This window comes from Borrelia sp. RT5S, from assembly GCF_021165755.1.
In the GTDB taxonomy this organism is placed as follows: domain Bacteria; phylum Spirochaetota; class Spirochaetia; order Borreliales; family Borreliaceae; genus Borrelia.
In genome coordinates this window covers 336,020-359,292 of record NZ_CP088936.1, presented here as the reverse complement: position 1 = coordinate 359,292, position 23,273 = coordinate 336,020, and the positions used below count along the sequence as shown (strand labels likewise).

The 23,273-nt window shown below is 35.5% G+C and carries 19 protein-coding genes; 9 read left to right on the top strand and 10 right to left on the bottom strand.

The features are described from left to right. Positions 1-5 precede the first annotated feature (5 nt). From gatA to rpsI, 5 genes are all read left to right on the top strand, one after another. Entirely contained in the window at positions 6-1,436 is a 1,431-nt protein-coding gene (gene gatA, locus LSO06_RS01740) for an Asp-tRNA(Asn)/Glu-tRNA(Gln) amidotransferase subunit GatA (protein ID WP_370639794.1), read from the top strand. Next, positions 1,426-2,883 carry an Asp-tRNA(Asn)/Glu-tRNA(Gln) amidotransferase subunit GatB gene (gene gatB / locus LSO06_RS01735; protein ID WP_231760365.1) on the top strand — a complete coding sequence of 486 codons (1,458 nt, stop codon included), beginning with the start codon at positions 1,426-1,428 and terminating at the stop codon, positions 2,881-2,883. The genes gatA and gatB overlap by 11 nt, the downstream gene beginning before the upstream one ends. Next, positions 2,876-3,661 (top strand): hypothetical protein, encoded by a 786-nt coding sequence (locus LSO06_RS01730; protein WP_231760364.1) that lies wholly within the window; start codon positions 2,876-2,878, stop codon positions 3,659-3,661. Before gatB ends, LSO06_RS01730 begins: the two co-directional genes overlap by 8 nt. A 77-nt stretch (positions 3,662-3,738) precedes the next feature. Beyond that, positions 3,739-4,188 carry a 50S ribosomal protein L13 gene (gene rplM, locus LSO06_RS01725; protein WP_231760363.1) on the top strand — a complete coding sequence of 150 codons (450 nt, stop codon included), beginning with the start codon at positions 3,739-3,741 and terminating at the stop codon, positions 4,186-4,188. 10 nt (positions 4,189-4,198) lie between these two features. Further along, complete coding sequence (gene rpsI, locus LSO06_RS01720; protein WP_231760362.1) at positions 4,199-4,609, top strand: 30S ribosomal protein S9; 411 nt, start codon at positions 4,199-4,201, stop codon at positions 4,607-4,609. 46 nt (positions 4,610-4,655) lie between these two features. Here the strand turns inward: rpsI and eno are convergent, their stop codons facing one another. Next, positions 4,656-5,957, bottom strand: a complete 1,302-nt coding sequence (gene eno, locus LSO06_RS01715; protein ID WP_231760361.1) for a phosphopyruvate hydratase — start codon at positions 5,955-5,957, stop codon at positions 4,656-4,658. Positions 5,958-6,111: 154 nt separating this feature from the next. On the opposite strand from eno, the gene LSO06_RS01710 reads away from it, so the two are divergent. Then, complete coding sequence (locus tag LSO06_RS01710; protein WP_231760864.1) at positions 6,112-6,837, top strand: early set domain-containing protein; 726 nt, start codon at positions 6,112-6,114, stop codon at positions 6,835-6,837. A 118-nt stretch (positions 6,838-6,955) separates the two neighbouring features. Here the strand turns inward: LSO06_RS01710 and LSO06_RS01705 are convergent, their stop codons facing one another. From LSO06_RS01705 to LSO06_RS01675, 7 genes are all read right to left on the bottom strand, one after another. Beyond that, positions 6,956-7,936, bottom strand: coding sequence for an ABC transporter ATP-binding protein (locus LSO06_RS01705; RefSeq protein WP_231760360.1), 981 nt, complete (start codon positions 7,934-7,936; stop codon positions 6,956-6,958). After that, complete coding sequence (locus tag LSO06_RS01700; protein ID WP_231760359.1) at positions 7,937-8,809, bottom strand: ABC transporter ATP-binding protein; 873 nt, start codon at positions 8,807-8,809, stop codon at positions 7,937-7,939. 12 nt (positions 8,810-8,821) lie between these two features. Then, positions 8,822-9,877 (bottom strand): ABC transporter permease, encoded by a 1,056-nt coding sequence (locus LSO06_RS01695; protein ID WP_231760358.1) that lies wholly within the window; start codon positions 9,875-9,877, stop codon positions 8,822-8,824. A 12-nt stretch (positions 9,878-9,889) separates the two neighbouring features. Continuing rightward, positions 9,890-10,810 (bottom strand): ABC transporter permease, encoded by a 921-nt coding sequence (locus LSO06_RS01690; RefSeq protein ID WP_231760357.1) that lies wholly within the window; start codon positions 10,808-10,810, stop codon positions 9,890-9,892. A gap of 513 nt (positions 10,811-11,323) precedes the next feature. Further along, entirely contained in the window at positions 11,324-12,910 is a 1,587-nt protein-coding gene (locus LSO06_RS01685) for a peptide ABC transporter substrate-binding protein (protein WP_231760356.1), read from the bottom strand. 283 nt (positions 12,911-13,193) lie between these two features. Continuing rightward, positions 13,194-14,774 (bottom strand): peptide ABC transporter substrate-binding protein, encoded by a 1,581-nt coding sequence (locus LSO06_RS01680; RefSeq protein WP_231760355.1) that lies wholly within the window; start codon positions 14,772-14,774, stop codon positions 13,194-13,196. A gap of 219 nt (positions 14,775-14,993) precedes the next feature. Continuing rightward, positions 14,994-16,574, bottom strand: coding sequence for a peptide ABC transporter substrate-binding protein (locus LSO06_RS01675; RefSeq protein WP_231760354.1), 1,581 nt, complete (start codon positions 16,572-16,574; stop codon positions 14,994-14,996). Positions 16,575-16,753: 179 nt separating this feature from the next. Here LSO06_RS01675 and LSO06_RS01670 point away from each other — a divergent pair, with 179 nt between their 5' ends. The 3 genes from LSO06_RS01670 to LSO06_RS01660 are packed head-to-tail and all read left to right on the top strand — an operon-like array spanning position 16,754 to position 21,644. Continuing rightward, the gene (locus LSO06_RS01670) at positions 16,754-17,647 is read left to right on the top strand and encodes a 1-acyl-sn-glycerol-3-phosphate acyltransferase (RefSeq protein WP_231760353.1); all 894 of its coding nucleotides are present in this window, start codon (positions 16,754-16,756) and stop codon (positions 17,645-17,647) included. A 14-nt stretch (positions 17,648-17,661) separates the two neighbouring features. Then, the gene (gene flcA / locus LSO06_RS01665) at positions 17,662-20,472 is read left to right on the top strand and encodes a periplasmic flagellar collar protein FlcA (protein WP_231760352.1); all 2,811 of its coding nucleotides are present in this window, start codon (positions 17,662-17,664) and stop codon (positions 20,470-20,472) included. Positions 20,473-20,525: 53 nt separating this feature from the next. Beyond that, on the top strand, positions 20,526-21,644 hold the full coding sequence (locus tag LSO06_RS01660) for a vWA domain-containing protein (protein WP_231760351.1): 1,119 nt from the start codon (positions 20,526-20,528) through the stop codon (positions 21,642-21,644). Between the two features lie 22 nt (positions 21,645-21,666). Here the strand turns inward: LSO06_RS01660 and LSO06_RS01655 are convergent, their stop codons facing one another. Both LSO06_RS01655 and LSO06_RS01650 read right to left on the bottom strand, forming a co-directional pair. Next, positions 21,667-22,014 carry an outer membrane protein assembly factor BamD gene (locus LSO06_RS01655; RefSeq protein ID WP_231760350.1) on the bottom strand — a complete coding sequence of 116 codons (348 nt, stop codon included), beginning with the start codon at positions 22,012-22,014 and terminating at the stop codon, positions 21,667-21,669. 93 nt (positions 22,015-22,107) lie between these two features. After that, positions 22,108-23,241, bottom strand: a complete 1,134-nt coding sequence (locus LSO06_RS01650) for a LysM peptidoglycan-binding domain-containing protein (RefSeq protein ID WP_231760349.1) — start codon at positions 23,239-23,241, stop codon at positions 22,108-22,110. Positions 23,242-23,273: the final 32 nt, after the last annotated feature.

The window sequence follows — 23,273 nt, the reverse complement described above, 5'->3', positions numbered from 1 at the left end:
GAGATATGAGTTTAATAAAGATTAAAGAATTGGTGTTGAGGCGTGAAGTTAGTATCTGTGATGTTGTTCTTTATTATAAGGAGCAATATGAGGCAAATAAAGATATTAATGGATATATTGAATTTTTTGGCGATTCTTTAGAGTTAGCAAAAAAATATGATCTCCTTTTAAGGAAAGGAGAGGTGCAAAATTTACCTTTGATTGGAATGCCTATTGCTGTTAAGGATAATATTGCAATTAAAGATAAGGGGTTAACCTGTGCCTCCGAGATTTTACAGGGTTATGTATCTCCTTACGATGCGACGGTTGTTAAAAGATTAAGAGATAATGGTGCGATTTTGATTGGTAGGACTAATATGGATGAGTTTGCGATGGGTTCTTCTTGTGAATTTTCTTACTATGGAGCTACTCTTAATCCTTTAAATAAGGAGTATGTTGTTGGGGGTAGCTCCGGTGGTTCTGGTGCAGTTGTTGCGGGTAGGCAGGCTCCTTTTTCGCTTGGTAGCGATACTGGAGGATCTGTTAGGCTACCAGCTTCTTTTGTGGGAGTCATTGGCTTTAAACCTTCTTATGGGGGTCTGTCCCGTTATGGACTTGTTTCTTACGCATCTTCTCTTGATCAGATAGGTTTTTTTTCTAATTGCATTGATGATGCAGCTTTAATATTAAGACATACCTGTGGGGTTGATAAAATGGATGCTACTAGTGTAGATATTTTGACAAATCCTTATCCGTTGTTAAATAGGTCTTTGAAGGGTATCAAGGTGGCTACAATTAAGGAGCTTAGTGAAGATTTAATGGACAGTGGTATTGCATGTGAGTTCTCTAAATTTAAGTCTGATCTTTTAAGCGAAGGGGTTGAAGTGCACGATGTCTCAATAGGTGAGATTTCTTATGTACTTTCTCTTTATTATTCAATATCTCCGGTAGAGGCTGCGTCTAATCTTGCTCGCTATACTGGACTTCGTTATGGAAAAATGATAAAGGATGATTTAACTTTAAGTGATTTTTATTTCAAACACAGAAGTTCCCTCTTTAGTGAAGAAGTAAAAAGACGGATTGTTCTTGGTAATTATTTATTGTCAGAGGGTTATGATTTAAAGTATTATGCAAAGGCCTGTCGAGTTATTGAAAGTGTGATAATTCCGAAATTTAATGAGCTTTTTAGTAAGCTTGACTACATTATTACGCCTACCAGCTTTGTGAAGCCTTTTAAAATTGGTGAGGTATGTGATGATCCTGTAAAAATGTATTATTCTGATATGTGTACTGTGATTGCCAATCTGATTGGTTCTCCTGCAATTTCCATTCCCTTTGCGAAAGATGAAAAAGGATTGCCCATTGGTATGCAGATAATTGGGCAAGCTAGAAGAGATTTTGAACTTTTAAATTTTTCAAAAAATATAATGGAGGAATTGGGATTGGATGGTATATAGATTGCTTATTGGGCTAGAAGTTCATGTGCAGTTGGGGCTTAAAACGAAAGCTTTTTGCGGGTGTAGGAATGATTTTGGTGGAATTCCGAATTCTCGCACCTGTCCGACGTGTCTTGGGCTACCTGGGGCGTTACCTACGGTTAATAAGGAGCTAATTAGTAGTGCAGTTTTGGCTGGGCATGCTACAGGCTCTAGAATCAAAAATATTGTCAAGTTTGATAGGAAGCATTATTCTTACCCTGATTTACCCAAGGGATATCAAATATCTCAAAATGACGAGCCCATTTGTGAGAATGGATTTATTTTTATTGAAGATTCTTCAGGTTTGAAAAAAATTAAGATCGATAGAATACATATGGAAGAAGATTCTGGGAAGAGTTTACATTTGCTTGAAAGTGATAGTAGGAGTTATCTTGATTTTAATCGTTCAGGTGCTCCTTTGTTAGAAATTGTCTCTGCTCCAGATATTAACAGCAGAGATGAGGCTGTAGCTTATTTAAATTCTTTAAGGGAGATTTTTAGATATCTTGATCTATCCGATTGTAATATGGAGAATGGCTCTTTTCGTTGTGATGTTAATATTAATTTACTCATCGATGAAGGTGGTATTGAATATAGAACTCCAATAGCTGAGATAAAAAATTTAAATTCTTTCAAGTCGGTAAGATTGGCGATTGATTATGAAGAGAAGAGGCAAAAAGAGGAATGGATTTTAAATAAGAAGACCCTTAAGGATGAGGGTAAGCATACAAGAGGGTTTGACGATAAGAGAGGTATTACAGTACTTCAGAGAAGCAAAGAGACAATGGAGGACTATAGATATATTAAGGATCCTGATTTGCCTTTAATTAGACTAGGTGATGATTATATTGAAAGCATAAAGATTAGTAGAATGGTTGAGTTACCCTTTGATGCAAGAATTAGATTGAGGAAGGAGTATGGTCTGAGTGATTTTGATGTTATTACCTTAACTTCTGATAAGAATTTAGTTAAATATTTTGAAGATGCTGCTTTGGGCGTAAGCGATCCTAAAAGGGTGGCTAATTGGATATTGTCTGAGGTATTGAGTGCGCTTAATGAGAGAGAAATCAATATACTTCAGTTCAGTGTGCCCCCGTCATATATTGGAGAACTTGTTGAACTTATCGTTAGTAAGAGGGTAAGCGGGAGGATTGCTAAGGAAGTTTTTGTTGAAATGCTTGCTACTAATGCTTCTCCTTCTTTAATTGTTAGTGAAAAAAATTTAGAACAGATAAGTGATAAACCTTTGATTGAATCGGTTGTGATTGAAGTTTTAAATGAGAATGTTAAGTCAATTGAGCTTTATAGAAAGGGCAAGAGCCATGCGTTGAAATTTATGATGGGACAAATTATGAAGAAAACTTCTGGAAAGGTTGATCCCGTGCTTGCAAATGAAATTTTAATGGATAAATTAAAGGATGTGTAGTGAGTCTTTAATAAGTTGCTTGCCGATTGTTAAAAGAGCAAGGTTTTTTTATCTTTACGATATTAAGGGTAATAGGTATTTGGATTTATATTTAAATGGAGGTGGTAGTTTTTTAGGTCATAGGGTTCAAGGTTTAAATCTTGTTCTTAAACAAACCTTTTCAAGGGGTCTTACGGCTTCTTATCCTTCCATATTTAGAAAACAATTTGAAAATGTTTTTTTTTCTTTTTTTAAAGAAGCGGGTTGTGTGCGTGTTTTTAAATTTGAAAGAGATGCTAGGGATTTTTTATTATCTTTAACGGGGCAGTGTTATTTTAGTAATCCTTGGGAGGAAAATCAGGGCATATATGAATTTAAGATCGGATTTAATAATTTTAGGTATCCTATGCTTGTAAATATTCCAATGCCTAGTTGCATGTCTATTAGTATTGTTATCGTAGATAATTTATCTAGAAAAATGGAATTCAGAAATAGCTTTGATGCTCTAACTTTAGCGGTTGCCAGGCAGATGCTTGCTAGGATTATGTCATATGAAGGAAGCGAGAAGGTTGATTTTGGTATTTTTGCTACTCCTATGTTTAGAATAATGAACAGATATATGTTCCCTCTTTATAAATCTGAGCATCATGTTGAAGTTTTTAACGAATTTTTAAATAATGGGTATTTAATTAATCCTATCTTTAACAGCCCATCGTTTGTCCCTTTAAAGTTTTCTAAAGGGGATTTAGAGGGGTTTCGAAAGGTTTCTTTTAATCTACAGGATAGATTGGGCTGTTAATATTGACAGGTTGGCTTACAAATAGTAGACTTGAGAGGCATGATTTTGTAGAATATTGAGTGAGGACTGTAGTTACTATGAATAGGATAACTGAGAACAAGACAATATGGGTTAAGCCAAAGTTTGTGGAGAAGAAGTGGTGTGTCATTGATGCTACTGGGAAGGTGCTTGGTAGGGTTGCTACGGAAGCGGTTAGGATTTTGCGGGGAAAACATAAGGCTTATTATGCTCCCCATCAGGATTTGGGTGATAATGTTATAATTGTTAACGCTTCAAAGATTAGACTTACGGGTAGGAAGTATACTCAGAAAATTTATTATAGACATTCAAGGTACCCGGGGGGCCTTTATTCTGATACTTTTAGAACATTGGTTGAGAGGAAGCCAACGGCTCCTCTTGAAATAGCTATTAAGGGTATGTTACCGAAGGGTCCTTTGGGGCGTGATCTTTTTAGAAATCTTAGAGTTTTTGCTGGGTCTGAGCATAATCTTAAGGCGCAGAACCCTTGTAAATTAGAATTGGATTAAGAGGGGAAAAATGACAAAGGTGGATGCTAAGGGCATTAATTTGGCGATGGGTACGGGAAGGCGTAAGACTTCTGTTGCTAGGGTTTATATTAGAGAGGGTAAAGGCGAGGTTAGGATTAATGGAAGGGGTTTGGAGGCTTATGTGCAACTTGAAAATCTGAGGACCCTTGCTTTAGCTCCGTTGGTTTTAACGAATACTCTTGGGAGATATGATGTTTATGTGAATATTTGTGGCGGGGGCATTGCGGGGCAGGCGGGTGCTATTAGGCATGGGATTGCGAGAGCTCTTTTTGCACTTGATGAGGAGCACAGGATAGTTCTTAAATCTAATGGGTTTTTAACTAGGGATTCAAGAAAAGTTGAACGTAAGAAGTTCGGGCGAAAGAAAGCTAGGAAGAGTTTCCAATTTTCAAAAAGATAAAGAATTGTTTTCGTATTTTTATGGAAGAGCCCCTTGGGGGCTTTTCCTATTTTTTCCTAATAGAATAAAAAACATCTTTACCGTGGTATTCAGCGGTGCTTCCTAGCTCTTCTTCTATTCTTAAAAGTTGATTGTATTTGGCTATTCTATCTGTCCTTGACAAGGAGCCTGTCTTTATTTGCCCTGTCCCGAGTGCAACAACAAGATCAGCGATTGTTGTATCTTCAGTTTCGCCTGAACGGTGTGAGACTATTGCAGTATATCCTGCCTTTTTTGCCATTTCCACAGCTTCAAAAGTCTCGGTTAACGTTCCAATTTGATTTACTTTAATAAGAATTGAGTTTGCAACTTTCATTTCAATTCCTTTTTTAAGGAATGATGTATTTGTCACAAATAAATCGTCTCCAACAAGTTGAACTTTATCTCCTATCTTATCTGTGAGTTTTTTCCACCCATCCCAATCTTCTTCAGCCATTCCATCTTCAATTGATATAATAGGATATTTTTCTGTCCATTTTGCCCAATATTCAACCATTTCCTCAGAAGAGAGTTCCTCTTTAGTTGACCACCTGAGTACGTATTTTTTTGTTTTTGAATCATAAAGCTCAGATGTTGCGGGATCAAGAGCAATTGCTATCTCTTTGCCAGGTTCATATCCTGCTCCCTTGATAGCTTCCATGATAACTTCACAAGCTTCTTCATTTGATTTTAAATTTGGAGCAAAACCACCCTCATCTCCAACAGAGGTTGCATAGCCTTTTTTGCTTAAAATTCCCTTAAGGGTGTGAAAAACTTCAGCTGCCATTCTTATTGCATCACTAAAAGTCTTTGCGCCAACAGGCATTATCATAAACTCTTGAAAATCAACAGAATTGTCAGAATGAGCACCGCCATTTATAATATTACACATGGGTGTGGGTAAAACATTGGCCTTATAGGCACCAAGGTATTGATAAACTTTAAGTCCAACATAAGCAGCGGCCGCTCTAGCCGTAGCCATTGAAACCGCAAGGATAGCGTTAGCCCCAAGTTTTGATTTAGTAGGTGTACCGTCAAGCTCGATCATTTTTCTGTCAATTTCAACTTGATTTAAAGCATTCATTCCTTCAAGTTCTGGAGAGATGATATTTATTATGTTTTCAACTGCCTTTAGTACTCCTTTCCCCATGTAAACAGATTTATTGCCATCTCTTATTTCAACAGCTTCATTTATACCCGTCGAGGCACCTGAAGGAACAGCCGCTCTACCAAAAGAACCATCCTCAAGTATTACATCTGCTTCGACTGTCGGATTTCCTCTAGAATCAATTATTTGCCTAGCTTTTATTTCGTAAATATGAAAGCCCATTTTGTAACTCCTTGTCATTAATATTTGTGTTTACTTTACTGTATGTTTTCAGTATAATAGGAAACGAGATAAATGTGTAGTATTTGTCGGAAGGGTTGCGTTTAGGTTTTTGGATTGGGTTGTGAGAAGAGTTCCGAAGTTTTTTTTGTGTTTTGTGTTATATCTCCTTGGGGTTGGCAGCATCGCCTTAAGAGGGTATGTTGTAGCAAATTTTAGTTTATCTTTAATCGAATTTTTGGAAATTTCGACAAGGAAGGATGATTTAACGCCTATTGTTGACTCTAAGAAGGTTATCATGTTTTATCCTCCAGATAAGAGCATCAGGAAGGTCTTCGCCGTTTTTGATTTTGATGGTTATTCGAAAAAGTATCTGTTTCAGAGGAATAAGCATGGTCTTTTTTTTGTAAAGGTAGATTTACCTCATGGGCTTGCTAGAATAAAGTATAAACTTGTTGTGGATGGAATTTGGACGAATGATGAATATAATGCGAATGTAGTTTATGACAAAGACTTTATTCCATTTTCTGTAATTGATATTTCAGGTACAAATGATAGTTATGTCTCTTTACGGAATCCAATTGATTCTTCTGATAGTAGAGAGGTTGAAATTTTTTATATAGGTCGTCCTGGTCAGGTTGTTACAATAGCCGGTAATTTTAATAATTTCAATCCTTTTTTAAACAGATTAGTTGAGAAGAAGCACAATAAGGGGGTATATACCATCAAACTTAAAGACCTTCCCAAGGGTAGGATCTATTATTATTTTGTTGATTCTGGTAATAAGGTTATAGATAAGAACAACGTCAACAGAACCAGTCTGTATTTCGTTAAGGGAAAAGACGATAAGACAGATTTTGAGGTTTCTTATTTTGACAACTAATCCTTTTTATCTAAGGTGGCAAGTGGCTCGGTTGCCAAATTTCGGGAGTGGGAATTCAACAACACAAGCGTAAATAGAGGATTCAGAGGCCTTCTATCTGACGCAGGTCGCGCAAAATTCATTTATTTAATAGGCTATTCATTTCATCAAAGAGATATCTAGATACAAAATGACCTTTTTCCACTTCTTTAAGCACTAAGTTTTCTTTCGTAGGACTCGTATTTCGTATGCTCGTTAGAGACGGCTCATCAAGTTTTATAGTTTTGTTTTTTCTTTTTTCAGGGTCGATTTCAGGAATAGACGCTATTAAAGTTTTGGTGTATGGGTGGATAGGATTTGAAAATAAAATATCTCTAGGTGCAACCTCTAAAATGACTCCCAAATACATTACAGCAATTTTGTCACTCATATATTTAACCACAGCCAAGTCATGGGAGATAAAGAGATAAGATAGATTTAACTCCTTTTGTAAAGTTTTGAGTAAATTCAGAATTTGAGCTCTTATCGATACATCCAAAGCTGACACAGCTTCATCTAGAAGTAAAAGCTTAGGATTTAAAGCAAGCGCTCTTGCTATACCTATCCTCTGTCTTTGTCCACCTGAAAACTCGTGTGGATATCTAGATAACATACTTTTTTCAAGCTCAGTAATATCCATTAGTTCGTCCACTCTCTTGTCTATTTCTTGTCTTGTTTTTGGAAGAATCCTATTTTCATTATATATAACCAACGGTTCTGCTATTATTTCTCTTATTGTCATTCTTGGATTAAGGGATGTGTGTGGGTCTTGAAAAACCATTTGCATGTCTTTTTTAGTTTTCAAGAGTTCTCTTTTTGGAAGTTTTGTAATATCCTTTCCATTAAAATATATGCTTCCAGCTGTAGGTGTGTAGAGTTGCATTATTGATCTCAGAGTTGTTGATTTGCCACACCCAGATTCTCCAACAAGTCCCAATGTTTTATTGCGTTCAACCCCAAAACTAATTCCATTTACAGCGTTTATCTTGCGTTTGTTTCTCCAAAACAGAAAGTCTTCTCCAATCGTAAATGTCTGTACTAGATTGTCTACCTTAAGAATTACATCTTTTTCATCGTTCATTTAAAGCTCCTCGATGTCACTTATAGTCGTTGCAGTAGAGTTTTCCTTAATTGAGTAAAGTTTTTCATTCGGGTCTTGATCCAGAGTGAGTATCGACTTTAAGAGCCCGATTGTATACGGATGCCGAGGGTTTTTAAATATTTTTTCTACTGTCCCTTCTTCCACAAATTCACCCCGATACATCACAGATACCGTATCGCAAATTTCTGCAACTACTGCTAAGTCATGAGTTATTAGTATTGTTGAAGTATTGAATTTTTTAGATAAACTTTTAATAAGCAATAGTATTTGTTCTTGGATAGTGACATCAAGAGCTGTAGTGGGTTCATCTGCTATTAATAAAGATGGATGACAACTTAAAGCCATCGCAATCATAACTCTCTGTCTCATTCCTCCTGAGAATTGATGTGGGTAATGCTCTATTCTCTCTTCTGCATTCACAACACCAACAGTCTTCAGCATTTCTATTGCTTTTTTCTTTGCTGTATGTTTGTCTAGTTTTTGGTGCAACATTATTGTTTCTTCAATTTGTGTAGATATTCTTAAATACGGGTTTAGAGAAGTCATTGGATCTTGAAATATCATGGCTATTTTGTTGCCTCTAATACCTTGGAGTTCTTTTTCACCAAGCTTAAGCAAATCTTGTCCTTCAAATAGTATTTCGCCTTCTTTGTATACTGTTGTCATTTCAGGTAGCAGCTTTAAAATAGCCATGCTTGTAACAGACTTTCCGCTGCCAGATTCCCCAACAATGGCTCTAATTTCTCCTCTTTTAACCTTTAAGTTTATGCCGTTTACAGGGTATATTGTTGTGTGCTTCAGCTTAAACTCAATTGCTAAATTTTTGATGTCCAGTATATAGTCTTCTTTCATTTAATTACTCTCCTAGAGGTTGTCCTTTGGATCGAATGCATCTCTTAATCCGTCTCCTAAAAAATTCATGAATAACAAGAATATTGTCATGACTGTTGCTGGAATAAAAATTTTCCATGGATATTCAATAAATGTAGGAATTCCATTTTTTACTAACTCGCCCCAACTGGTCATAGGGGCTGATATTCCAAGGCCTAGAAACGACAAAAATGATTCAATCATAATAAAAGATGGAACATTCATTGTTGTAATTATTGCTATCATGCCAAGGCTATTGGGAATTAAATGGTTAAATATCATTCTTTTATTCGTTGCACCCAGGGTCCTAGCTACTTGTATAAATTCAGATTTTGAAAGCGATTGTATTTGTCCTCTAACTATCCTAGCGAGTGACAGCCATGAAATAATGCTAATTGCAACAAACAATCCCATTATATTCCTCTCCATAACAGTCATCAATGTTATTATGACAAGTAAGGAAGGCAAGACGTAAAGTATTTCTATAGTTTTAGTTATTATTCTATCTGGAATTCCGCCAAAAAAACCTGCTATTGCCCCTACTACAGTTCCTATTATCATCGAGATGAACGCGCCAATAAACCCTACAGATATTGATATTTGGCTTCCCTGTATTATCCTTGCAAGCAGATCTCTCCCAAGGCTGTCTGTCCCCAGTAAGTATATTCTTTCGTGTATCCTAACATCCCTACCATCAATTTTTTGGACTTCTGTTTTTATTCTTCTCTTTATTTCTTCTAATTTTGCTTTTTCTTCTTCATTAAGGTCTCTTTTCTCTTTGCCAGACAATCTTTTTATGAAATTAAGTTCCTTCTCGTACCAAAGTTCCCCGGCGTTTCTCAGAGAAGGAGGTAAGTCAGCATGTTCAACTACTTGAGTATAGTATTTATATATTGGCAAGATTGGCTGAAGTATTGCAATGATTATATAAAACCCAATAACAAATATACTTATAAACGCAAGCCTATTTTCTTTAAACCTTAACCAAGCCCTTCTAGTAGACGTATGAGATTCAAATGAGTTGTTTTTTTTTTGTTCATAGTTGCTCATTGTGTTATCCTCCTAAACCCTCGGATCAAGCCTTTTATAAGCAATGTCTGATACTAAAATGGAGATAAGTAGTATGGTTGAATAAACCAGAACTGAACCCATTAGTAATGGATAATCTCTATTCAGAGATGATTCTACTGTAACCACGCCCATTCCAGCAACTCTAAATATTTGTTCAACAACCATGCCTCCAGAAATTATTCCAGCAAATATAGGGCCCATGTAACTTACCAGAGGAAGCATTGCTCCTATTAATACATGTTTTCTGATTATTACATTAAAACTTAACCCCTTAGCTCTAGCTGTTCTTACAAAATCGCTCTTTAATATTTCTAACATGGATCCTCTAAGTATTCTTGTAAAGATAGCTGTATACGGCAGAGCGAGCGTTAATATAGGCATAACCAAATTAGCAAGCCCTCCCCGTTCTGTAATCCACCCAGAAGTATAAAATAACCCCAATTTTACCGACAAAAAATACTGTAAAATGGGACCAACTACAAAAGTAGGGACAGAAATCCCAAATATTGCTATCATTCTTATTGCATAATCGATACGAGTATTTTTTTTAATAGCTGCTATTGTTCCCAGTAAAATGCCAAGAGAGAGAGATAGTATTAAAGTTATTATCCCAATCGTAAACGACTTGGGCATGCCCAACTTTATATACTGATTTACAGTTAAGTCTTTCTTTTTCAATGATGGTCCAAAGTCACCTCTTAAAACATTTGTGATGTAGTAGTAAGCTTGGACATAAAAAGGTTTGTCAAGGTGATATTTTTGCATTAGCCTTTCTTTTACCTGAGGATCGATAGGTTTTTCAGAATCAAACGGATTCCCAGGAGCAAGTCTCATTATTAGGAAGCATAAAAAAGTTATTGCTATTAGAGTCGGAACTGTTTCCAACAATTTCTGTATGGTAAACTTTAGCATAGTTGCTCCTTATTTCAACAATAGGATTTTTAATCTATATAGTTAACTATTCTAACACACAATGTTAAATATATATTAATATTTATTTTATTGCTTTTAAAAGCGATGATTTATTTGTAATTACACTTGATGTCTACGTTTTGTAATTTGCATGTCTTTTGGTGATCGTATTCGAGTTTAATATCTCTATAACCAGTTTTGTTTGGTCTAGAGGCCGCTCATTGGCATTCAATAAACCCAACCAACCCATACGTGAATCTTTTCATCTTTGCTTGAAAAGATTCTATTTTTCGATTGAGACGTATAAGTTACGATCCTTGTTAGAAATCACGTTCCCTACGCACCCGCGTCGGAATTCTTTTTCAATCTTAATGTGATTCTCAAACAGAAACGAACAAAGGGTCGCTGGTTCAGAGGTTAACATACCTCTGAACCAGCGACCCTAAGCTATTTCCCTACTTATCAACAAAGGGATGCCTATTTAAAAATATTTTCAATAGGCATCCCTTTGTTCTATTTTATTCTTCTAAGTTCAGAGAAATCAAATCTTTCAAGAATGTTAGGGGCCCAACCGGTCCATTTGTCGTTGTTGAAGAGATAATTGCCTGCATATATATATAGGGGAGCAACAGGGAAGTCCTGCTCTACAATTATTTCCTCAGCCTTTCTTAAGATATCTTGACGCTTAATAGGATCTTGCTCAAGGTTAGATTTATTAATAAGATTCTCATATTCTTCGTTGAAGTATTTATAGGAAGTAAAGTGTGTGAATTCCTTTTGAAACAAGCCTAGGAAAGCCATTGGATCTGAATAGTCGCCCAACCATCCTCCTCTTGCTATTTCGTAATTCCCGTTTTGTCTACTTGCTAAATAGGTTGTCCATTCCTCATTCTCAAGTGTGACATTTACGTTTAAAATCATTGCCCATTGGTTTTGAATAAATTCGCAAATTTTTTTATGGTTCTCATTTGTATTGTACTTTAATTTAAGAGTAGGGAAGCCCTTACCCTCAGGGAAGCCAGCCTCAGCCAGGAGTTGCTTTGCTCTTTGTGGGTCAAATAGTGTAAGTTCCTTGCCATAAGAATAGTTTTTAAAATTTGGACTAATTCCCCTTGTGGGAATAGAGCTATTCTCCATCACTTTTTCTGTTAAGGTTTCCCTATCAATAGCAAGAGTTAATGCCTCTCTAACCTTTGGATTATCAAGAGGTTTAATAGTAGTATTGAAAGAAAAATAGTAAAGCCCATTTACAGCTGAAGTATAATAGTCATTTCTGAGTTTTATTTCTTTTATTAAGTTAGACGGAATGGTTGGAGTTGTGAGGGCATCGAGTTCGTCATTTTCATACATTCTGTATGAAGTCGTACTGTTGTTTATTGTATAAAATACGACTTCATCAATCTCAACATTGCTAGCATTGTAGTATTTATCATTTTTTGCAATAACTATTTTGTCATTTACGAGTTTTTCCTTCAGTTTAAAGGGCCCACTTACCACCATGTTTTCAGGATCAGTCCACTTATTACCATGTTTTTCAATAACATGAACTGGCACAGGCATGTATGTGTGGTGTGCTAGCATATCAAGGAAGTAGGGTCTAGGATTAGCAAGAGTTATCTCAAGGGTAGTGTCGTTTAAAGCCTTAACCCCTACCTCAGAGTCAAGTACAAGACCATCGAAGTATTCCTGAGCATTTTTTATTACTGATTTAACCATGCCAACATATTGAGAAGCAGTATCCTTGTTAAGGATTCTGATGTATGACTTTCTAATACCCTCAGCGGTAATAGGTACACCGTCACTCCAAATAAGACCTTCTCTTAAATAAAATGTGTAGGTAAGCCCATCACTAGATATGTCCCAAGAGTGAGCAAGTCCTGGTTTGTACCCTCCAGTTTGTGCATCAATATCTACGACTCCCTTAAACATTTGTCCAATTACAGCTGCTCCCATTGCATCTTCAGAGATTTGAGGATCTATTGATCTGGGTTCTCCCCCTAAGCTGATTTTAAAAGATATAATTTCCTTGCTATCTTCTTTAGCGCAAGACAGGATTGATATTACGAAAAGCGTCATAAATATGTACTGCTTTATCTTCATTGTTTTCACCTCTTTCCTACTAAAGTTAATTCTAATTTAATTAAAAATCACAAAGGATTTGATTTTTCTATGACAATAAAATGATACGGTGAAAAATAAAACTACAACAAGACAAGGATAGATAAGATGACGACTGCAATAATTTCAAAATTTTGTTTCTACGACAACAACTACTTTCATAGACTAGTTCTACAGAAGTAGTTGTTTATCTTTCAACACTGATTTATTGTTATATAAATTTTAAATACCATTCTGTTTTTTAAATGGGATACATTCGTATTATCTATTTTTTAACCTTTATGTCTTCATAGGTATAATACTCTGCAATATTAGGAGTCCAACCAGACCATTTATCATCTCTGAAGAGGTAGTAAGACTTAACAATTGATATGGGAGCAACAGGGAAGTCCTGCTCTACAATTATTTCCTCAGCCTTTCTTAAGATATCTTGACGTTTAATAGGATCTTGTTCAAGATCGGATTTCTTTACAAGGGAGTCATACTCTTTGTTTGAATACCCATAAGCACCGAAGGTATGATATTCAGTTGTAAATAAACTCTCAAGGAAAGTCAGTGGATCTGAATAGTCACCTGCCCACCCCATGTGTGACATTTGATAGTTACCCAGTTTTCTGCTGGTAAGGAATGTTGTCCATTCTTCAGTCTCAATTTCAATATCAATATTTAATATCTTTTTAAATTGTTCTTGTAAAAACTCTGCAGTTATTCCCATACCATCACGTTTTGAAGTTTTGTATTTAAGAGTAGGGAAGTCCTTACCCTCAGGGAAGCCAGCCTCAGCCAGGAGTTGCTTTGCTCTTTGTGGGTCAAATAGTGTAAGTTCCTTGCCATAAGAATAGTTTTCAAACGATGGAGTCAGGTTTCTTGTAGGGGCTGATTGATTCTTTAAGGCAATCTTATTTAAAGCGACCCTATCAATAGCAAGAGTTAATGCCTCTCTAACCTTTGGATTATCAAGAGGTTTAATAGTAGTATTAAATGCCACATAGCTTACTCTGTTGATAGGGAAGGAATAGTAGTCATCCCTTATTCTAGCTTCTTCTAAGTATTCAGTGCCTACTTTCATGAGGAAATCGAGTTCGTCATTTATGTACATGTTGTAAGCAGTATTTGCGGTTGCTGTATAAAATACGACTTCATCAATCTCAACATTGCTAGCATTGTAGTATTTATCATTTTTTGCAATAACTATTTTGTCATTTACGAGTTTTTCCTTCAGTTTAAAGGGCCCACTTACCACCATGTTTTCAGGATCAGTCCACTTATTACCATGTTTTTCAATAACATGAACTGGCACAGGCATGTATGTTGTGTGTGTTAGCATATCAAGGAAGTAGGGTCTAGGATTAGCAAGAGTTATCTCAAGGGTAGTGTCGTTTAAAGCCTTAACCCCTACCTCAGAGTCAAGTACAAGACCATCGAAGTACTCCTGAGCATTTTTTATTACTGATTTAACCATGTCAACATATTGAGAAGCAGTATCCTTGTTAAGGATTCTGATGTATGACTTTCTAATACCCTCAGCGGTAATAGGTACGCCGTCACTCCAAATGAGACCTTCTCTTAAATAAAATGTGTAGGTAAGCCCATCACTAGATATGTCCCAAGAGTGAGCAAGTCCTGGTTTGTATCCTCCAGTTTGTGCATCCCTTACTGTTAACCCTAAGAATACATTTATTAGGATGTTGAATGCTTGAACAGAAGTAGAGAGATGAGGATCAAGCGAATCGGGCTCACTGTCATTTGTGACTCTGAATGTTATCTTGTCTTTGTGTTCATCGCCAGTACATGAGGATAAGAGTAAAACAAAGAAAGATAAAAGAATTATTACTTTGTGTTTCATAAAGCGTTCTCCTTAAATTTTTTGTCATTTGTATTTCATTTTATTATTTTTCAGTGTTAGATTATACTTTATTTTGCGTTTTATGAGTATAGAGTTTATGATATATCTTGAGCAAGGTGGGTTACTTTATCTTTCATGTAGTTACATGAAGACGACAGTTGTAAGTACAAATAATCGATTTTTAAATTCTGTTTTTTAAATGGGATACATTTGTATTATCTATTTTTTAACCTTTATGTCTTCATAGAGATATTTACCTGCAATATTAGGAGTCCAACCAGACCATTTATCATCTCTGAAGAGGTAGTGAGATTTAACAATTGATAGGGGAGCAACAGGGAAGTCCTGCTCTACAATTATTTCCTCAGCCTTTCTTAAGATATCTTGACGTTTAATAGGATCTTGTTCAAGATCGGATTTCTTTACAAGGGAGTCATACTCTTTGTTTGAATACCCATAAGCACCGAAGGTATGATATTCAGTTGTAAATAAACTCTCAAGGAAAGTCAGTGGATCTGAATAGTCACCTGCCCATCCCATGTCTGACATTTGGTAGTTACCCAATCTTCTGCTGGTAAGGAATGTTGTCCATTCTTCAGTCTCAATTTCAATATCAATATTTAATATCTTTTTAAATTGTTCTTGTAGGAATTCTTCAAATAATTTAGGACCATCACTTTTTGTAACTTTGTATTTAAGAGTAGGGAAGTCCTTACCCTCAGGGAAGCCAGCCTCAGCCAGGAGTTGCTTTGCTCTTTGTGGGTCAAATAGTGTAAGTTCCTTGCCATAAGAATAGTTTTCAAACGATGGAGTCAGGTTTCTTGTAGGGGCTGATCGCCCCTTGCCTATGCTTTTTGTTAAGGCGACCCTATCAATAGCAAGAGTTAATGCCTCTCTAACCTTTGGATTATCAAGGGGTTTAATAGTAGTATTAAATGCCACATAGCTTACTGCATTGTAGGGGAAGGAATAGTAGTCATCCCTTATTCTAGCTTCTTCTAAGTATTCAGTGCCTACTTTCATGAGGAAATCGAGTTCGTCATTTATGTACATGTTGTAAGCAGTATTTGCGGTTGCTGTATAAAATACGACTTCATCAATCTCAACATTGCTAGCATTGTAGTATTTATCATTTTTTGCAATAACTATTTTGTCATTTACGAGTTTTTCCTTCAGTTTAAAGGGCCCACTTACCACCATGTTTTCAGGATCAGTCCACTTATTACCATGTTTTTCAATAACATGAACTGGCACAGGCATGTATGTTGTGTGTGTTAGCATATCAAGGAAGTAGGGTCTAGGATTAGCAAGAGTTATCTCAAGGGTAGTGTCGTTTAAAGCCTTAACCCCTACCTCAGAGTCAAGTACAAGACCATCGAAGTACTCCTGAGCATTTTTTATTACTGATTTAACCATGTCAACATATTGAGAAGCAGTATCCTTGTTAAGGATTCTGATGTATGACTTTCTAATACCCTCAGCGGTAATAGGTACGCCGTCACTCCAAATGAGACCTTCTCTTAAATAAAATGTGTAGGTAAGCCCATCACTAGATATGTCCCAAGAGTGAGCAAGTCCTGGTTTGTATCCTCCAGTTTGTGCATCCCTTACTGTTAACCCTAAGAGTATATTTGAGATAATATTAGAAGCAGCGGTATCAGTAGAGAGCTGAGGATCAAGTGAAGTAGGCTCACTGTCATTTGTGACTCTGAATGTTATCTTGTCTTTGTGTTCATCGCCAGTACATGAGGATAAGAGTAAAACAAAAAAAGATAAAAGAATTATTACTTTGTGTTTCATAAAGCGTTCTCCTTAAATTTTTTGTCATTTGTATTTTACTCTATTATAAATGACTTTTGTTGAAAGGCTTAAATGAATTTTATTTTAATTTAACAGGCAAATAAAGTATAATGGTATAGGTTATATACATGGTTTGTTGATGTGTTCTTTTTTTAAAGAAATTTAAAGGGTGAGTTTTTATGTTTATACAAAATGAGAGTTTTAACAAGTATTTCAAGGATATTGAGAGTGAGTTCCTTAGTCAATTTAAAGCTATTGAAAATGTAGATTGTTTGAGTAGTTCTTATCATGAAGCAAATTCTGCTAGTAGGAATTTGGCTGATAAAATGATTAAAAGACTTCTGAGGGATAGCTCTACTATTGTTGGTATGCAGCATATTTTAGAACTTTATGAAAAGACCAAATCTGGGAAGTCATCTATCATATTGATGGAGCATTACAGCAACTTTGACTTTCCTTGTTTTCAGTTCTTACTAAACAAGATGAACTGTACAGAAGTAGCGAATCATGTTATTCCTGTGGCTGGTGTTAAGCTTTTTAAAGATGATTTATTTGTTAAAAGTTTATCTTTAGGTTATAGCGTAATATTTATTTACCCGCCGCATTCATTTATTGGAGTCGATACTGAGAAGATTAGGGAGAGAAGGACTTTTAACGCCAATTCCATGAAATTTATTTCTGACAAGAAGAGCAGTGGATATGTCATTCTTATCTTCCCGACAGCTACCAGATACAGAAAAGGAAGGCCTGAGACTAAGAAGATAATTGCAGAAATTGGGAATTATTTTAAGATTTTTGATTATTTTGTGATGGTTGGTATTAATGGCAATATTCTTGAAGTTTCAACAGATGAGGAAATGTCACATGATATTTTTAAGGAAGATACTCTTGTTTATAATGTAACAGAAGTTATAGATATGCTTGATTATAGGAATTTAATATTAAGGGAATTAGATCAGGAGGGGCTAGAGCCTACAAAGGAAATTTTAAGTTCAAGGATTGCTGATGACTTAGAAAAACGTTTTGTGGTTCTTCATGAAGAGGGAGCTAAAATATATAATGATTTGAATTAGGGTTTTATTGTAATATGCCTGATGTAGAGAAAGTAAAAAAGTTTAAAAGGGAGGTATTGGATAATATTTCCGGTGAGAGGGCTAGAAAAGAGCCTTTTGGGATAAGGATGGAAATTGAACCTCCAAGGGATGAGGGGGAGAGTATTGTACCTTGGGAGGAGGAGAAGTCTTTTTTTGGTGCAGAAGAGGAGCAAGAAAGGGAAGTTGATTTAGACTTCATCCTTGACGCACTTGATAGTGAAGAACGGGGCAGACTGGACGAAGAAGATGGTGCGGGCTCGGAGGATTCTCAAAAATTAGAGATTAACGCTGAATTTGATGGTACAGGGGATGAACTGGATGTTTGGGGGGGGGCGCAGCTTGAAGAAGATTTTGAAAGGGTTCTTGATGATAATTCCATTAGTGTGGATGATGCAAATGGTGGTCTAGATACCGAGTCGTTGTATTCTAACGAGTCTCTTGTTACTAAGGCTACTGAGGACTTGGGTGATGAATCTTCGGGTAGGGACAGTGATATCTTTGATGATGATTTTGAACTTGATGATATAGTTGATAATCTGAGTGGGTCGAGAATTTCTGATGCAGGTGAAGTTGCTGATGATATTGGCTCTGGTGTTTTTAACATTGGTGTTGATTCTGATGAAGAGGGTGATTTTGATAATCTTTCAGATGATTTTAGCTTTTTAGAGGATGATCAGGAAGAAGGGGCCCAGGATCGTAATTTTACAATTAATTATCCTTTGTTTCTTGAACATTTAAACTCTTACCCTAGAAATTTAAGAATTGCTGTGGCTGAGGCTTTAACGAAAGATAATGTTTCCAGGTATAAGCTTGAGGCCTTGATTGATCTTGTTGAACAAAATAGGAAAGGACTTAAGTTTATTGCCAAGTTTGTTGGCGATATTGTTGGTCGTTCTGTTAAGTTGCCTGTCATTTATTATAAAGCAGAGGAATTTAGTAGGCTTGAACAGGAGCTTGGCTATAGGATTTCAAAAGCTTTAGTGCCGATACTTAAGATATCTTTATTACTTGTTTCTCTAACTTTTGTGACTTTTTATATTTTGGTTGATGTTGCGTTTTTTTATGTTGCATCTGATATAAAGTATAGGGAGGGCATATCTTATATTTATGAAAATAGAAGGGATCTCGCTAAATCTACTTTCAAAGATGCGTACTACATGAAGCCTAATGATGGATGGTTTTTGGCTTATGCACAGGCTTTTGAAAGTATAAGGGATTTTGATAGCGCTGAGGAGAAGTACGAGGAATTGTTTACTATTGATCCTTTTTCTGCAGATGCCTCTAGGAGAAGACGAAAAAGGTTTAATAAGAATGGGTATGTATCTTATGCCATTATGAAAATGAGACTTGGGGAGTATTCTGAGGCCGATTCGATTCTTGATGAGATCATATCTTATGATATTTACGACCGCGAAGCATTAATGACTAAGGGTGATAATTATTTTAGGTGGGCTCAAGCAGATCCTAGGTATTACAGGGATAGTATCAATAGTTATACTATTCTTCTGTCGAGGCATGGGAATGAGAAGGAAATCTTATTTAAGCTTTTCAATGCCTATATTGAGGCGGGTGCTGATAAGGAAATGGAGAATGTAAATTCTTTCATTAAGGCAAATGAAGGATTAGACGTTGATGAGGTAGTTTATACTAGGTATGTTAAACAATTAATAGATAGGTATATTGACTTTACTGTTTACAACAAGAGGGTAAATAATTTATCTAGGAATTTGAGGTATTTCAGTGCTCAAATGAATTTGTTGAATAAAGAGTTTGCTAATTTTAAATCCGGAGATGGAAAAGCTGTTTTTGATGCTTTAAATGATATTAATCTGAATTCAGAGATTGAATATATTCTCAGAAGGATTTTAACTAATAATCCTAGTTATAATAAGGCTCTCTTTGAAAATGGCAGGTATTCTTATTACATAGGTGATTTTAAAAAAGCAGAGGGATATTTGTTAACAGCATTAAATGGCTTTAGGCAAGAAAATTTAATTGAGAATTCTGCTGACAAAATAATAGCTTATAGAATTTTGGCAGATATTTATGAAAAGCAAGATGACTCTCTTAAGGCAAGCAACATTATTGGCCTGGCTTTAAACGATTATGATTTTTATAAGAAAAATAGTCTTATCAGAGGGAATAGGGAGCTTTCTTTGGTATACGAAAAGCAAGGGGATATTCTTAGGTCTTTGAAAGGATTTAAGGAAGCGATTTCTTCTTATAATGAGGCAATAAATGAAGGGGTCAATTCTCCGGATGTTTATTATAAGGTGGCGTTACTTAGTTATAAGGAGGATAACTACAAGGAGGCATTAGACTATTTGTTTAAAGTTGAGAACATGTCTGGATTTTCAAACAATAATGAAGTTTTAGGGTTAATTGCGTCTGTTCTTTATAAAATGGGTGATTTTGTGGCTTCTAGGAGTTACTATGTAAGGATATTAGAGAATTTAGATGTAGAAAAGTCTAGTATTTTGGGCTTTAGGCCTAATGATAATAATTATCATAAGGCTTTATTGATAAAAGAAATTGAGAATTATAATAACCTTGGAGTTGTTGAGATAAGAGCGTCTCTTGGTGATAGAACTGGTGTTGGCATTGTTAAAGATAATGAGCTTTTTGATTCGGGGATTGCTAATTTGACTAAATCTTCTAGGATATTTGACCTGTTAAATCGAGATGTTGATATGGTTAAGAGTGCTAGGAAGGACCTTGCTAGTTTAAATCTTAGGAGTGTTTTTAAAAATAATTTCTTTGGGTCTAACATCTTGTTTTATGATAATTTGGCTGATAATCTTTAAGATTTGTTGGACTTTGGGCATAGGTTTGCCTAATTTATTTATAGGGAACTTACATGAAAAGAACTTACTTTGTTATTTTCTTACTTATTGTTTTTGATTTATTTTCTTTAATGGATGATTATTTAAATATTGCTATTGATGATGTGTATGTAGAGGCTCATGAAGATGGATTTCATCTTTTTATTAGAAAAAAACCAAAAGTTAAGTCTGTCATTTTAACAGAATCTTTTGAAATTCCAGACAAGAGTAAGGATGTTTCTACTTATTCGTTTAGAACATTGAGCTACAACAAGATTAATGGGGATGAGATTAGAATTTTAAATGGTAGAGTTATTAGAAATAGGGAGCTTTTATCGCTAACATCTTCTACTCCTGTTCCTAATAGAAAATTTGGAGAGGCTTTTCACATATTGATACCTAAGCGCTTAAAATATGGTTTTCCTAATTTTTCGACAAGAAGCGGTGATATTGATTTAGAAACTCTTAAGAGGAAAAAAGAGCCTTTTTGGTTTTCAATTAGAACTTTTGAGAAAAAATACAATGATTATTTAGGTCAGTATAAAGATAATGCTTATGAGTTATTTTTTAAAGATACTCAAGCAGAAGGGAGGGTGGGGCTTGATGGCTTAAGAGAGGCATTTTTGAGATTTTCTGATGATGTTGTTGCTGCAGATAAAGGAATGGATACCATTGAAAAGATAAAGGATATTTTAGAAAGGTCAGAAGACTCACTTGCTGAATTAGATCTTGTTTTTGTTATTGACGCTACTGAGAGTATGAAGAGTCATATTGAGATTTTAAAAGAGCATCTTTTTGAAATAGTAGAACCTCAACTTGAAAAGTTTAAGTCTTATAGAGTAGGTCTTGTATTTTATAAGGATTATCTTGAAGATTTTTTAACAAGATCTTTTGATTTTAATACCAAGGAATATTTAAATAATATTCTTAAGTATGTTAATGTAGGGGGTGGAGGGGATTATCCCGAGGCAGTGTTTGAAGGAATTAATGCTGCTGTTACTCAGTTTGATTGGAAGGCAGAGAACAGACTCATTATTGTATTAGGAGATGCCCCACCTCATGAATATCCTAGGGGCCCTATAGTTTATGAGGATGTAATCAACTCGGCTAAAAGAAAGGATATTACAATTTACGGGATATTATTGCAGCAATAGTAGAAGTGTGTATTAGAAAGTGTTAGTTTATTTTTTCTATCATCTTTTTGGATAATGGTAGGATCCACTTGGGTGTTTTGATGCCGGATTTTATTAATTCTTCAAATAAAGTTTTTGCTACTTCCTTCTTACCTATAGTGTAGTTTATAAATGCTATTTCGTACTTTCCAGTGGCAACTGCGCCAGCATTATCCTTGTGGTTTTCAATCATTTTCCCGTACACATTCAAAGCAGATTGGTAGTCATTTGAATTCATTGCCTTTTGAGCTTCTCTTAAATAAATACCATAAGGAGTCTCTTTTGTAAGCCTCTCTAAACTTGCAGTATAACAAGAAAAGAAAAAAATCCCCGCTAATACCAACCCTTTCATCTTCGCTCTCTTTTGTATAAGTTTACTAAGCTAATTCTATTAGATTCGAAAGAAGAAAACAAGTAAAAACTTGCTCTCTTCTTTTACTTTTGCTTAAGAAGGAATTATGATTTTCCAATCCTTATGTATTAGATCTGGATTTTGTATCTTTTGTCTGTTTGCAAACCAAATTTTCGGCCACAAATAAGGATCTTGGTACAACTTCTTAGAAATCCCCCACAGAGTGTTACCAATTTTAACTATATAGAGATCTTTACTTGCATGACTTTGGTAAGCTTCCAAGTACCTTGCAGAATCTAGAAACAGCTCATTTGCAAGCCTAAGATTATTAAGGTTTTTAGCCTCAAGGCCCTGCTCCCATAGTTGCCTAGATTTCTCAATGAGTTGTAGTGTTTTAAATTTGTTCGAATCCGATCTCTTTATCTCCTCAGCTTCTTCTTCATAGGCAAGTACCAATGGAAAATCGACTTTTCCCAGCAAATAAATACCACCTTCTAAATCTAAAAGATTCATATACGCTCCCTTGTCTTTAATGAGCGCTCTTCCATTCCATGGAGAAGGCTTAATAAGCTTGCTATTATTGTAGACAGATAAATTGGAAGCGGCTTCAAGTGCTTTCAATTGTTTATACATCCGCTCGTCTGTCTCCTTAAGAGCCCTTGACTCCTTTGCTTTCTTAGCCGTTTGCTGAGCCTTATTGAAGGCTTTGCTATACATGCCAAGAGAATTTTCGATATCGTAGACCTTGTATTTTCTAGCTGCCTCGAAATATAAATTATTTACCTCATCAACTTCTAACGGTATCCATATGTATGCTTCGTTTGCTTCAGCGTCGTTTAGATATTTTTCGATATTTTCTCTAAGATAGCTTATCTTTTCTTTTTTCTCTGTTGTATCCCTTGCAATGCTTCTATACCTTTCCAGTGTTTTTATAGCAATTTCATTTCCTTCTTGAGTATTTCCTTTCTTAAATTTCTCTTTCATTTCTTTTTCAGTCTTTTCAGCTTCGTTAAATTCTTTAGAATAAAAAAGGTTTCCCCTTTCTTTTATGACCTCATTTTTAACATCTTCAATATCTCTCTGCAAGACTTCAGGTTGCCCAATTCCGTCTCTTTTCGAAATCCTAGCATTTTCACTCTTAGCGTCTTCTGGAGGAGTTTCGCATGACACTAGAGAGAGAGTAAGCAGGGACAAAATCAAAGATAATAGTTTGCCTTTTCTCATCATAAACACATCCTTGTTATTGTGCAGCATCGATC

Coding starts and splice junctions, on each gene's coding strand:
- gatA (WP_370639794.1), top strand. CDS start 6: ATGAGTTTAATAAAGATTAAAGAATTGGTGTTGAGGCGTGAAGTTAGT.
- gatB (WP_231760365.1), top strand. CDS start 1,426: ATGGTATATAGATTGCTTATTGGGCTAGAAGTTCATGTGCAGTTGGGG.
- LSO06_RS01730 (WP_231760364.1), top strand. CDS start 2,876: ATGTGTAGTGAGTCTTTAATAAGTTGCTTGCCGATTGTTAAAAGAGCA.
- rplM (WP_231760363.1), top strand. CDS start 3,739: ATGAATAGGATAACTGAGAACAAGACAATATGGGTTAAGCCAAAGTTT.
- rpsI (WP_231760362.1), top strand. CDS start 4,199: ATGACAAAGGTGGATGCTAAGGGCATTAATTTGGCGATGGGTACGGGA.
- eno (WP_231760361.1), bottom strand. CDS start 5,957: ATGGGCTTTCATATTTACGAAATAAAAGCTAGGCAAATAATTGATTCT.
- LSO06_RS01705 (WP_231760360.1), bottom strand. CDS start 7,936: ATGAACGATGAAAAAGATGTAATTCTTAAGGTAGACAATCTAGTACAG.
- LSO06_RS01700 (WP_231760359.1), bottom strand. CDS start 8,809: ATGAAAGAAGACTATATACTGGACATCAAAAATTTAGCAATTGAGTTT.
- LSO06_RS01695 (WP_231760358.1), bottom strand. CDS start 9,877: ATGAGCAACTATGAACAAAAAAAAAACAACTCATTTGAATCTCATACG.
- LSO06_RS01690 (WP_231760357.1), bottom strand. CDS start 10,810: ATGCTAAAGTTTACCATACAGAAATTGTTGGAAACAGTTCCGACTCTA.
- LSO06_RS01685 (WP_231760356.1), bottom strand. CDS start 12,910: ATGAAGATAAAGCAGTACATATTTATGACGCTTTTCGTAATATCAATC.
- LSO06_RS01680 (WP_231760355.1), bottom strand. CDS start 14,774: ATGAAACACAAAGTAATAATTCTTTTATCTTTCTTTGTTTTACTCTTA.
- LSO06_RS01675 (WP_231760354.1), bottom strand. CDS start 16,574: ATGAAACACAAAGTAATAATTCTTTTATCTTTTTTTGTTTTACTCTTA.
- LSO06_RS01670 (WP_231760353.1), top strand. CDS start 16,754: ATGTTTATACAAAATGAGAGTTTTAACAAGTATTTCAAGGATATTGAG.
- flcA (WP_231760352.1), top strand. CDS start 17,662: ATGCCTGATGTAGAGAAAGTAAAAAAGTTTAAAAGGGAGGTATTGGAT.
- LSO06_RS01660 (WP_231760351.1), top strand. CDS start 20,526: ATGAAAAGAACTTACTTTGTTATTTTCTTACTTATTGTTTTTGATTTA.
- LSO06_RS01655 (WP_231760350.1), bottom strand. CDS start 22,014: ATGAAAGGGTTGGTATTAGCGGGGATTTTTTTCTTTTCTTGTTATACT.
- LSO06_RS01650 (WP_231760349.1), bottom strand. CDS start 23,241: ATGATGAGAAAAGGCAAACTATTATCTTTGATTTTGTCCCTGCTTACT.